Origin of the sequence: Caproiciproducens galactitolivorans, assembly GCF_004768785.1 — a bacterium.
GTDB classification, from domain to species: Bacteria; Bacillota; Clostridia; order Oscillospirales; family Acutalibacteraceae; genus Caproiciproducens; species Caproiciproducens galactitolivorans.
The window spans coordinates 66,252-78,690 of the sequence record NZ_SRMQ01000003.1 but is presented as its reverse complement, the minus strand read 5'-3'; the positions used below and the strand labels follow the sequence as shown (position 1 = coordinate 78,690).

Genomic DNA, 12,439 nt, shown 5'->3' with positions numbered 1-12,439 from the left:
ATGATTATGAAGGAAATTAAAGTAGCAGTCGTAGACGATTCTCCTTTTTCCGTAGCGATGCTGACCAACATGCTGACGGAAAACGGATTTCAGGTCGTCGGCAGTGCAAACAATCTGCAACAGGCTGTGGATGTGGTCGCAAAGGAAAAACCGGACGTAGTCACAATGGACATAACGATGCCGGAAGTGGACGGAATCGAGTGCACAAAAACGCTTCACAAGCTGGATCCGGACCTGAAGGTGGTCATCGTCAGCTCCATGATGGACGACGAAATTATTCGCAAGGCAAAGCGCGCCAAAATTTCGGGTTATGTGCAGAAACCAGTAGACGCCGAGGAGCTTACCCTTACAATTAAGCGAATCATGGCGGACGAAGAATTGTTCGCGGAGCTTGACAAACTGTACTACACCGTATTCAAGGAAGCGCTCAGCGATACGTTCAATAAATTTTTCCACGCCGTCCCGGAATACCGCGATGAACAGAAAGCCAACATCGAGCAGACTTCGCGCGGGATCTCCTCGGTAATGGGCATTATCGGGCGCTACGGCGGTCGCATGATTCTGGACATGTCTACGGATACGGCTTCCGGAATTGCGCGGACGCTGTTCAAAATCGACCAGCCGACAAAAGAGCACATTATAAACGTAATCGGCGAACTTTCAAATATTATCGCCGGGAACGCATGCTCGCTGATGAATAAAAGCAATCCGCTTTTCGGGCTTCGCGTTGCTCCGCCGACCATTGTGTACGGCGAATTAATTAAAATTTCAAACTCCGAACTGAACACGGTTACTTCCGTGAAGGCGGACACCACTTTTGGCGAGATTTATATGAATATTGGGTTTAACAGAGGCGAGTGTGAATGAGTAATAAATATGAAGAAGCCTTTTCCAATACCTTTCTGAACGTAATGCCTCAGTTCGGTATTGAAAGCGTCACGCTGGAAAGGCAGACGGAATGCGGAAGCAAAATCGACGCCCCCGGCGTAGTGTGCATCATCGGCGTGACAGGGGATCTGCATGGGAACGTCATTTTTGCCATGACGGACGAATGCGCAAAAATGGTTGCTTCTTCCATGATGGGCGGAATGCCGATATTAGAATTCGACGAAATGGCACAGAGCGCCATTTCAGAGCTGGGAAACATGCTTGCCGCAGGCGCATGCACCTATTTGGAAATTATGGGAATCAAGGCGGATATTTCAACGCCAACCTTAATGCACGGCGATTTTGTCGTACAGGCAAGCTTTGAGCAGGTAACGTGTCTGGAGATGCGCATTAACGATATGCATTTCTACATATACGTTTCCCTGGAAAGAAAATAACGGCTAAAACATCATTTTAAAGTCGAACCCCGGCTTGCGCCGGGGTTTTTTGCTGTTAATTTCTTTTTTTCTACAACCAGATTACCCTTGACAATTCCGCCTATTATGATTCGCATCCGCTTTTTTCCCTTTGAAAGTATTTTCTTCTATTCTTAAATTTTTAAATAGAAAATATTTTTGGATTTAATTTTCCCCTGTTTAAGCGGCTGAAATTCCGAATTCGCAAAATCCGACTTAATCTCTCATTTTCCCCACATCTCCGACATTCAATTTATTCCTATAAAAATTCATTTGAAAAATATTCACAAATCCGGATAATTCGAATTGAGTGGTTTTATATTTATTAACAAATACTGTTAGACAGTATTTAAAACTATTTGAAAAGGAGTTGTATTGAAATTGAATGTCAGAAAACTAGGCGCACTTCTCTTGTCCTTCGCAATTTTTCTGTCGGTGATTATAATACCGCAGCCGGCATACGCCGCAGAGAAAGAGGGGAACAAATACCCCATTGTGTTTTGCCACGGCAACGCTGGGTGGGGCCGGGATGAGATGCTGGGCTACCGGTACTGGGGAGGACTAGTAGACCTGCAGAAAAAACTGACCGACGCCGGCTATCCAACGTATACCGCTGCCGTCGGCCCGTTTTCCAGCAACTGGGACCGTGCCTGTGAGCTTTACGCGTACATAAAAGGCGGCACGGTCGACTACGGTGAAGCACATTCCAAAAAACACGGCCACGCGCGCTACGGGAAGTCGTTCCCGGGCCTTTACCCCGAATGGGGAACGGAAACAGACGGCAGTCTGAATAAGATTCACCTAATCGCGCACAGCCAAGGCGGCCAAACCGGCCGTATGCTGATTCAGCTTCTGGAAGAGGGAAGCGAAGAGGAAAGAGAAGTCACCAAGACCGGTTTAAGCCCCCTGTTTGAGGGTGGGAAGCCGTGGGTCGCCAGCCTTACCACGCTTGCCTCGCCGCACAACGGCACAACGCTTGCCGATGTGGACATCTACAAATTAAAGGACTTCGCCACCTACCTGATTTCGGCTGCGGCTGCGGCCACCGGAAAAGGGGTGGAACCGGTTTATGATTTCAAGCTGGATCAGTGGGGCCTAAAACGCCAAGCCGGGGAATGTTTTACCAACTATGCAAAACGCGTGATGAACAGTTCTATCTGGAACGGAAAAGTCCGGGACTTCAGCTTCTGGGATCTCAGCACCACCGGCGCGGCCGAGCAAAACGCTTGGGTTACGGCAAAGGACGACGTGTATTATTTCTCCTATTCCACCTGTGCCACAACGGAAGAGCGCCTGACCGGGCACCAGATCGGGAAACCGCTCGTCATGAACCCTGTTTTATTTGCACCGGCCGCCGTAATCGGGCTTTATACACGCAGTGGAAAGGAAAAACCGGATATTGACCGCACCTGGTGGCGCAACGACGGCATTGTGAACACAATTTCAGCAAAAGGTCCCTCGGTGAATTCCACAGATGAAATCGTGGAATATAACGGTACCCCGCAGATCGGTAAATGGAACTACATGGGCGTGCAGAATATGGACCATATGGCTATTGTCGGAATAGGAAAATACAATGTAACGAACCTGTACCTTACCATTGCAAAAAATGTCCGCAGTTTGCCTGTAGTTAGTTAATAAATTTTCCGGCATTTTCCCGGACGGAAGCAATTTTTCGCCGGGAAAATGCTGTTTTATTTGATGTTGCAATAGAATTCTCTTGTCAATTTAATTTCCATGTGTTACCATTATTTATATCTATTTGCTTTAAGGGATGTGTGTTTATGCAGCCGGATACATTTTCTCAGCAAAAAATCGAGGTGAATATGCTGGGCGAGTTTTCCATAACCATCAACGGGCACCAGCTTACGAATTTAAAAGGCCGCACCAAAAGAGCCTGGATGCTTATTGAGTATCTCCTAGCAAACCGGCACAAAGACATTTCCATAGACAAACTGATTGAAGTCCTCTGGCCGGAGGACGAATGCAAAGATCCGCTGAACGCCTTAAAAAACCTGGTTTACCGGGCACGGGAGCTGCTGAAGCGGCTTTCACAGGACAGCCGGGCGGAATATATTCAGTATATCCGCAATACTTATTCATGGAACAACAGTTATCCCTGCATAATCGATACCGAACAGTTTGTCGAATTGATTAAACGGGGTGCAGACGACAAACTGGATGTCGAAACCCGCATTTCAGCGTATAAAGATGCACTTACGCTGTACCGCGGCGAATTCCTTCCGAAATCAGCATACAGCAACTGGGTCATTTCTTTGAGCACCTACTACGCAAACCTCTACACGGAATCCGTCCAACGCGTGTGCAGGCTGCTGATCCAAGAGCACCGCTTCGAGGAAGTGATCGGCGTCTGCGACGCCGCTCTGACACATTCTCCGCTGGAAGAACCCATCCACAAGATGCTGCTTTACGCTTATCTTTCCACCGGCCAGCGGAATCAGGCGCTTGACCACTACAATTATGTAATCCAGCTGTTCTACAAGGAACTCGGCGTGGACATCTCCGAATCCATGCGCTCACTTTATAAGCAGCTCATGAACAGCATCAATAACGTGGAGCTGGATCTGAGCGTTATTAAAAACGATCTGCAGGAAAGCGCGGATATCCGCGGCGCATACTACTGCGATTACGATACGTTCAAATCCTTCTACCGCATACAGGCGCGTACGGTTACACGCACCGGGAATTCTGTGTACATTGTCCTGTTTACGTTGAACGATCTTGAGGGCGGAATTCCAAAGCCAAAGATTGCGAAACTTGCCGCAGAACGTTTGAAAAGCTCAATTTTGGAAAGCCTGCGCAAAGGGGACGTTGTTTCAGCTTACAGCAACACACAGTTTATCGTGATGCTTCCCCTGATCAATTATGAGAACGCGGAAATGGTAGCAAAGCGGATTCTTCAACGGTTCCGGTTCCGGTACCGCAGGGAAAATGTGAAAGTAACCACCAGAATTAACGCGCTGGACGCTCAGCCGTAAACTAACCAAATCGTGACAGGGGGGACACTATGAGAAAATACAAATATCTCTTCCTTGTGTTTCTTCTTGTCCTGCTTCTTCCTGCCTGTACTGTGCGGGACACCGATCTGACCGGATCGGTCTCATCCCCGGTGTCTGCTTCCGCTTCTTCTTTCATTTCTTCTGCTGCTTCTTCAGCAGCTTCTGCGGCTGCGGATTCCCCGGGGGTGGAAGCTTCCGAAGCGGCGTCACAAACAGCCGAAGGCGGCGAATCTTCAAAAAGCCCGTCCTCGTGGGTATCGCGGGCGCCAAGGGAATCATCCGCCGCGCCGTCTTCCCTGGCTGTTTCTTCCATGACGATTGCATCGTCCCTGCCGCCCATGGCGGCTCCGACCAAACCGATGCCCCCGGTAACGGCGAAAATGCCGCAGGCCTCCGGCAGCGCGGTATTTTCCAAAAACGGTGCGGAGGTTGACTACAGCAACGCCTCCGAAGGATACATAATGGTTCGGTACAGCGGTTCGGCGGCAATGAAGATTCTGGTCTATTTTAACGGCGGCTCTTCCTATTATCAGTACAACATCGCCGGAAACGGCGCTTATATCACCCTGCCGTTGCAAAACGGAAGCGGCGCTTACCGGGTCCGCTTTATGGAAAATGTTTCAGGAAACAGCTACGCCGAGCTTTGCTCCACGGAGCTGAACGCGGACGTAAGCGGTTCGGGCTATGCACTGTACCCGAACCAGTTTGTGGATTACACCCGTTCCTCCGCCGCGGTGGCAAAGGCAAAAAGCCTTTGCGCTAATGCTACCAGCAACGCGCAGAAGGTGGAGGCGATTTACCGGTTTATCGCCGGAAATATCAAATATGACTACGCAAAAGCAAAGGGCGTAAAAGCCGGTTATCTTCCCAATGTGGACAGTACCCTTTCTTCGAAAAAGGGGATCTGTTTTGATTATGCTTCCCTGATGGCGGCAATGTGCCGCTCGCAGGGGATTCCCACCCGGCTGGTGATGGGCACAACGGGCGCGGGCTACCACGCATGGAACGAGGTTTACCTCGGCGGGTGGAAACGGTATGATTCCACCTTTGCGGCGGCCGGCCAGTCCGCCGGATATTATACGGCGGAAAAGTATTATTAATGGCGGAGAAATCTGTTCGCTCGTTTAAAGAATACAAAGAGAGATCTGCCGAAAAGGCGGTTTGGAGGAAAAGCCATGAAAGACACAACGGTCAGACAGGAAAAAGTGAAGCCGCTTTCCTCGGGCGAGGTTTCCCTTTTCTGCTCGCAGATTGTCCTTCTGCTGAAAGCGGGAATCCCGCTGAAAGAGGGCGTGGGGGAAATCAGCGACAACGTGGAAGACGAAAATGTGCGGGAGCTGATTCGCCGGATTCAGGCAAGCATGGAGCAGAACGGCTCCTTGTACCTTGCGCTGAACAGCACCGGCGCATTCCCGAAATATATGGTAAACATGGTCAATATCGGCGAGAAAGCGGGTAATCTGGAAAATGTGATGGAAGCGCTCTCGCTGTATTACGACCGCGAAAACAATTTGCGAAGTTGTATCCGCAGCGCGCTTCTGTATCCTTTTATTCTGGTGCTGATGATTGCGGCAGTCATCGCGGTACTGGTCATTAAGGTGCTTCCGATTTTCCATCAGGTGTTTCTGGATATGGGCTCGGATATCTCCGACACCGCCTCCTCCGTTATGCGGGCGGGTTCCACCATCGGTACCTGGGCGCTGGCAATTATCCTGATCCTTGCCGTGCTCCTGCTGGCGGCACTCCTTCTTTATAAAACCGAAAGCGGTTACCGCTTTATTTCCGGCTTCCTGCACAATTTTCCGCTGACGCGCAAGCTCTCCGGAAAAATCGCGCTGGCGCGCTTTGCCTCCGTGCTTTCCATGCTGCTTTCCAGCGGCTACGACACCGAGGAGGCGCTGGCGCTCGCGCCGGGCGTTTTAAACAATCGAATTGTGCTGGATAAGGTTGAGCAATGCCGCTCCTTTGTCGCATCCGGCACTTCGTTTACACAGGCGCTTACCAAGGCGGGCATTTTCCCGGGCATCTATTCCAGCATGGTGAATATCGGCGACAAAACCGGAAACCTGGACGGCGTGATGAAGCGGCTCGCCGAGTTGTACGGCGACGACGCAAACGAAGCCCTGAACCGCGCGGTTTCCATTATTGAACCTGTCATGGTCGGCGTGCTTTCCGTTATTATCGGCGCGATCCTGCTTTCCGTCATGCTTCCCTTAATGGGGATCATGTCGTCGATCGGCTGACCGGGGCGGGTGTTGAATTGATGAAGGAAAAAGGATTATACCGCGGGATTGTGCTTTCCGCTTTGGCTTTCTTCGCAGTGCTCTGCCTGTTCTGGTTCGGATTTGGAAACGCGCAGCGCGCGAACAGCCGGGAAAAATTACAGGTAACGCAGGCGGCGATTCAAAAGGGGATTGTCAGCTGCTATGCGGTGGAAGGCTTCTACCCGCCGAATATCAAATACCTTGAGGAACATTACGGAATAACGATTGACCATTCGAAATACATTGTCCATTACGAGACGGCGGGCGAAAACGTGATGCCTTCGGTAGAAGTTTTGGAAAAGGACGGCAATTCTTAAAAACGGGAGGAAAAACCGATGAACAGCAGAAGTTCCCATTCCGTCAATACGGTATTCGTGCTTTTGATTTTTTGCCTGTTTGCCGTTTGCTCCCTGCTTCTGGTGCTGATCGGCGCAAACAGCTACCGCAGGATTGTGAGCGAAATGGACTCGAACAATGAAACGCGCGCATCCCTCTCATATATTTCCAATAAAGTGCACGCGGCGAACGGCGGCAACGTGCGCATTGAAACCCTGAACGGGCAGAAAATGCTGGTCATCCGGTCGAATGAAAACGGACGGGAATACAATACCTATATTTATCTTTACAACGGCTATTTGATGGAGCTTTATACCAAGGCTGACAACGGGTTTACCCCGGGGAACGGGGATAAAATCACACCGCTCACAGCCTTTACCATGGAAAAGGACGGCAGCGAGCTGAAGCTTTCGGTGTGCGGAGAAAACCGCCGCCATCTTTCGCTGAACCTGTTCCTTTCCTGAATCGGGTGATAATATGAGACGCATACCGGGACAGATGAACCCCTTTTTTATTGAAATTATTTTCGTTATCCTGTTCTTCGCAATTTCCGCAACGGCAACCCTTCAGCTTTTTGTGGCGGCGAACAACCGCGCAAGGCAGAGCAGCGACCTGAGCGTCGCGGTGATTCATGCGGAAAACATTGCGGAACAGGTTTTAACCATGACCTCCCCAAACGAGCTGCCCCCGGCACTGAAAAATGCCCGGCAGTCGGGCGGGAAATATACCATTGACTACGACAAGAACTGGAACCGGACGCAAACCAACCCGCGCTATGTGGTCGGCGTGACCTTGAACAAAACGGTTACCGCTGGCGGGACTCTTGTCCGGGCAGACATTGATATAAACCGGCGGCATAACGGGGAAAGAAGGATTTACAGCCTGCATTCCGAAAAATATCTCCCTCGCCGCACAGGAGGTTCGGCGTGAAACAAAAACGGTGCTTTAACTGGAGCGTGGGCGCTTCATCCATCCTCATGATCTTTGTTGTCCTCTGCCTGACGACATTCGGAATCCTTTCCTATGTTACGGCGAACGCGGACAATAATCTTTCCACAAAAAACGCGGAAACGGTGGAAAACTATTATAAGGCAACCGCGCTTTCGGAAGAAATGTTGCGGGATATAGACTCTGCCCTGCTCGGCGCGGCGAATGACGCGAAGCAAGCCGCAGAAAACGGCGACCTTACCCGCCTTTCGAATTACAGCCAGTACCGCAGTCGGCGCGAGCTGGAACCCGCCGCCGCAATTTTGAAAACGGACGCGACGGCACAGGAAAAAGCCTCGGTTTGCTACCGTGCCTTTGCCGAAATGCTTTTAACCAAGCTGAACGGCGTAACCGTAAAGGCGGAGGAGGACCGCCTTGCCGCCGTATATTTCACACAGGCCGGATCCGGCCGCCGGATTCGGACCACGCTGACGGTTTTCCCCTACGGGAGCGCCGAGCGGTATAAGGTGACCTCTAAAAATCTAGTGAACTCCCAGCCGGTTGAAAGCGGCCTTTTGGACGACGACACCATCGAACTATGGCAGGGAAACAGTTCCGCGCCTACGGAGTGATTAAATGGAAATTCACATCAGGGAAATTCTGAAAAAAGCCGTCGCAGAGAATGTTTCGGATATTTTCATTATATCGGGATGCCCGCTTTCCTTTAAAACAAACGACGTAATCCACCCGGTCGATTTGGACGCGTTGCGCGCGTATCCGCTGAAACCGGAGGACACCAGGAAATGCATTGAAGAAATCTATACGCTGGGCGGCAACCGGGATATGAACCCGTTCCTGCAGTCTGGCGACGACGATTTCTCCTTTTCCATCGAGGGTCTGTGCCGCTTCCGGTGCAACGCCTATTTACAGCGCGGCTCCATGGCCGCGGTGCTCCGGGTCGTCGCGTTCGACCTGCCCGACCCGAAGATCCTGCATATTCCGGATACGGTCATTGGGCTGAACCGGTGCAAAAAGGGGCTGGTGCTTATCACCGGCGCGGCGGGCAGCGGAAAATCCACCACGCTCGCCTGCATTATCGACCGTATCAACCATACGCGCAATAGCCATATCATTACGATTGAGGATCCGATTGAGTTCCTCCATCGGCACGACAAAAGCATCGTAAGCCAGCGCGAAGTGGCGCATGACACCCAAAGCTATGTTCACGCGCTGCGCGCCGCCCTGCGGCAGGCGCCGGACGTGATCCTGCTTGGCGAAATGCGCGATTACGAAACGATTTCCACCGCGATGACCGCAGCGGAAACGGGGCAGCTTGTGCTTTCCACCCTGCATACGGTCGGTGCGGCAAACACCATCGACCGCATTATCGACGTTTTCCCGCCGAACCAGCAACAGCAGATCCGGGTGCAGCTTTCCATGGTTTTACAGGCGGTTGTCTCCCAGCAGCTTCTTCCCGCGGTGGACAGCACTTTGATTCCCGCCTTTGAAATAATGCTGGTGAATCCTGCCATCCGCAACATGATCCGCGAATCAAAGGTACATCAGCTCGACAACGCCATCAATTCCGGCGCGGGCGAGGGAATGATCAGCATGGACGCTTATCTGCTGAAGCTTTTGCACGAAGGGAAAATCACAAAGGAAACCGCGCTGATTTACGCGTCAAATCCGGAGAACCTTTCGAAAAAAATAAATTAGGGAGCTGGGCAATGGGGGCACCACCCCAACCCCGCAAAAATGCGGCGCCCCGGCAGGCTGAATTGCCGGGGCGCCATTAGTTAAGGACACCAGATCTCCATGAGATGGAGATAAGTCGTACGCTGGGTTAGTGCCGGCTTTTTCCCGGCGGGGCAGGATTGCCGGGGAGCCGGATATGGCGATATATGGTTTCGCACACACCGAGAATTAGTGGAGTGTGAAGATGTTTTTTAAAGTCGGACGGCGAAGGAAAAAATCAGATTGTTTGGTTGGGGACCGCAAAATGAAGCACTTCGCCGCCCGAGTGCAAGGCATAAAAAAACGCTGTACACGGACCTTGTCCATATACAACGCTACCTGCACAATGCGAAATTCGAAAAAACCTCTGTACAAAAATGGGAAAAGAGGTTATAATAGAATACGCAATGTGCTGATTCTATCAGTTGCGTATGGAGAGTCCTTTTCTCCGTATGCAGGGGGCAGGTGTTGGTAGCACCTGTTCCTGCATTGCACTTTTTATATTTTTATGCCTTACAAGCAGATTATACCCCTTTTATTGGAATAATGCAACACAAATTTTGAATTTATATAGTAATATGAGAATATTTAACAAAGAACGTGTCGAAACTTCGGCACGTTCTTTTTCATCTCATACATTTTTTAGACTACCCGAAGGCCGGATGTACAGCATTGAACTTTTTCAATATCAAAAACAGTCCTCCCTGCACTCCGGGTATCCCCAACTAATTTTCGGGTACACGCAAAAATCTTCTTTATAAATAATAAAAAACGTTTGAAAATATCTGAAAAATGAAAAATTTTCGAGCCTATAAATACTGCTAACTGAAATAGAATAATACCAAAAAAGAAATATCCATATTTATTTTGCTGACGTAGGAAAGTCCATAAAAGAATCACTCTTTTCTTATTTTACATATTGACATTAAAATTTTATGTGGTATTCTTCTTATAAAGAAAATAGTTGAGGAAATCAACTAAATAAAGGAAGGAAAAGTACTTATGAAAAAGTTGCGTCTAGCGCTTCTGTTAGTGTTGACGCAAACCCTGACGGTGGCGGCTCTGAACCCTTTTCGTATAAATTAAGTAAGAAAAACTTAAAACTATCTCACACTCCAGACCTAATAACTTTGAATGAAAAAGTTACGGTCGATACATACATGGGAGTTGGAAATATGACTGTTAAAATACGTTCTTAAAATTCTACTACAAAAGCAACTTGGGATACATCTTGTATTCCGTAATATAACAACTTATATTCAATCCCTTGCAAAAGTTCTATAAACCAGCACCCTATTGCGAACCAGCATGCTATGCTGAAGCAATAGGGTGCTGGTTTAATACCAAAAGGAAAAGCAAATAAGCTCCATTCAAAGCCAAACCTATTAGGCTATCTTCCAGACTTTCATTGCCCCCCGATAAACTCGGGCCGGAACTTGGAATACATGATTTTCTGGCGGCTGTAAAGGCCGGTGTAGCCAGAAAGCATATAACTGACAGCGGCGGCGAGGAAATAGAACACCGCGCCCGTCGCGCCGAACAGCTCAATGCTGAGCACCAGCGAAGTAAGCGGGCAATTGGTTACGCCGCAGAATACGGCCATCAGGCCGACCGAAGCGCCGAACGACGGGCTAAGGCCGATCAGCCCGCCCGCAGCACAGCCGAACGTTGCGCCCGCAAAAAAGGACGGAACAATTTCGCCGCCCTTAAAGCCCACACCGAGCGTGACCGCGGTAAACAGTATTTTCAGCAGGAAGGCTTCCGGCTTGGCGGTTCCGTTCATTGCGTTTTCAATACTTTCCATGCCCGCGCCAAGATAATCCGTACCGAAAACAAGCATCAGCACCACCATGGCCGCTCCGCCGGCGGCGGCACGAAGATACGGGTTTTTCAGCTTTTTTTGGAAAAAGTCCCCAATATATTTCATGGAATAGCATAACAAAACGCTTACGCCCGCACAAAGCGCGGCAAGGAATATCACGCGCAGGAAAGCGGCGGCTTCCGGGGCAGGGATTCCTGTAACGGAAAAGGCGGTCGGCGCCGCTCCGAAAGATTCCGCCACCGCGGCCCCGACCAGCGAAGCCGTAACGCAGGGAACCAGCGCGGCGTAATACATAATCCCGACGCTGATCACCTCCATGGCGAATACGGCGGAGGTGAGGGGCGTGCCGAACAATGCGGAAAAGGCCGCGCTCATGCCGCACATCGTCATAACATGCAGATCCTTTTCATCCAGGCCGAACAAGCGCCCCATCTGAAAGCCAAGGCTCCCGCCGATTTGGAGCGCCGCGCCCTCGCGCCCGGCCGAACCGCCAAACAGATGCGTAATACAGGTGGAAATGAAGATCAGCGGCGTCATGCGCAGGGGAACCTCCCGGGTGGAGCGCACCGCCAGCAGAACCAGATTCGTCCCCTGCGGGCTTGTCACTTTGCAGGCGTGGTAAAGGAATACAATCGCAATCCCAGCGAGGGGCAGAAAATAAACGATTTCCATATGCGCCGTACGGAATCCGGTAACGAATTTCAGGCAGAAAGAAAACGCCGTTCCGACAAGGCCGACCACCCCTCCAGTCAGACAGGATAGAAGAATCCATTTTAGAAAAACACCAATATTTTTAAACAGGCTCATTCCCTGCTGTTTTATTTTTTCAGCCGCAAGTCCCATTGTTTTCCGCTCCAAAGGTATTATAACCGGCATTTTCCAAATGGAAAACGGCGGTTATTTTTTATTATAGCACTTCGGGCGCAAAATGGGAACGCAAAAAAGCCCCACCCAACAGGCGGAAATGAAAGCAGGCCCTGCGCAAAACTGCAG

Annotated in this window: 12 protein-coding genes; 11 read left to right on the top strand and 1 reads right to left on the bottom strand. The window is 50.3% G+C overall.

Annotation, left to right across the window (positions count from 1 at the left end; all coding sequences use genetic code 11):
• Positions 1 to 6: 6 nt before the first annotated feature.
• The 11 genes from CAGA_RS04890 to CAGA_RS04840 all read left to right on the top strand — a co-directional run bounded on the left by CAGA_RS04890 (position 7) and on the right by CAGA_RS04840 (position 9,606).
• Positions 7 to 867, top strand: a complete 861-nt coding sequence (locus CAGA_RS04890) for a response regulator (protein ID WP_135658393.1) — start codon at positions 7 to 9, stop codon at positions 865 to 867.
• Positions 864 to 1,325, top strand: coding sequence for a chemotaxis protein CheX (locus tag CAGA_RS04885; protein WP_135658391.1), 462 nt, complete (start codon positions 864 to 866; stop codon positions 1,323 to 1,325). The genes CAGA_RS04890 and CAGA_RS04885 overlap by 4 nt, the downstream gene beginning before the upstream one ends.
• Positions 1,326 to 1,724: 399 nt before the next feature.
• Positions 1,725 to 2,981: an esterase/lipase family protein gene (locus CAGA_RS04880; RefSeq protein ID WP_243112947.1), complete on the top strand. Its 1,257-nt coding sequence runs from the start codon at positions 1,725 to 1,727 to the stop codon at positions 2,979 to 2,981.
• A gap of 146 nt (positions 2,982 to 3,127) precedes the next feature.
• The gene (locus CAGA_RS04875; protein WP_135658389.1) at positions 3,128 to 4,342 is read left to right on the top strand and encodes a BTAD domain-containing putative transcriptional regulator; all 1,215 of its coding nucleotides are present in this window, start codon (positions 3,128 to 3,130) and stop codon (positions 4,340 to 4,342) included.
• A 29-nt stretch (positions 4,343 to 4,371) separates the two neighbouring features.
• Entirely contained in the window at positions 4,372 to 5,463 is a 1,092-nt protein-coding gene (locus tag CAGA_RS04870) for a transglutaminase-like domain-containing protein (protein ID WP_135658387.1), read from the top strand.
• Between the two features lie 75 nt (positions 5,464 to 5,538).
• Entirely contained in the window at positions 5,539 to 6,606 is a 1,068-nt protein-coding gene (locus CAGA_RS04865; RefSeq protein WP_135658384.1) for a type II secretion system F family protein, read from the top strand.
• Between the two features lie 17 nt (positions 6,607 to 6,623).
• Positions 6,624 to 6,944, top strand: a complete 321-nt coding sequence (locus CAGA_RS04860) for a hypothetical protein (protein WP_135658382.1) — start codon at positions 6,624 to 6,626, stop codon at positions 6,942 to 6,944.
• Between the two features lie 18 nt (positions 6,945 to 6,962).
• The gene (locus tag CAGA_RS04855; protein WP_135658380.1) at positions 6,963 to 7,427 is read left to right on the top strand and encodes a DUF4860 domain-containing protein; all 465 of its coding nucleotides are present in this window, start codon (positions 6,963 to 6,965) and stop codon (positions 7,425 to 7,427) included.
• 13 nt (positions 7,428 to 7,440) lie between these two features.
• The gene (locus CAGA_RS04850) at positions 7,441 to 7,893 is read left to right on the top strand and encodes a type IV pilus modification PilV family protein (RefSeq protein WP_135658378.1); all 453 of its coding nucleotides are present in this window, start codon (positions 7,441 to 7,443) and stop codon (positions 7,891 to 7,893) included.
• Positions 7,890 to 8,522, top strand: coding sequence for a hypothetical protein (locus CAGA_RS04845; RefSeq protein WP_135658374.1), 633 nt, complete (start codon positions 7,890 to 7,892; stop codon positions 8,520 to 8,522). Before CAGA_RS04850 ends, CAGA_RS04845 begins: the two co-directional genes overlap by 4 nt.
• A 4-nt stretch (positions 8,523 to 8,526) precedes the next feature.
• Positions 8,527 to 9,606: a type IV pilus twitching motility protein PilT gene (locus tag CAGA_RS04840; protein ID WP_413814393.1), complete on the top strand. Its 1,080-nt coding sequence runs from the start codon at positions 8,527 to 8,529 to the stop codon at positions 9,604 to 9,606.
• 1,423 nt (positions 9,607 to 11,029) lie between these two features.
• On the opposite strand, the gene CAGA_RS04835 is transcribed toward CAGA_RS04840, so the two are convergent.
• The gene (locus tag CAGA_RS04835) at positions 11,030 to 12,289 is read right to left on the bottom strand and encodes a chloride channel protein (RefSeq protein WP_135658372.1); all 1,260 of its coding nucleotides are present in this window, start codon (positions 12,287 to 12,289) and stop codon (positions 11,030 to 11,032) included.
• Positions 12,290 to 12,439: the final 150 nt, after the last annotated feature.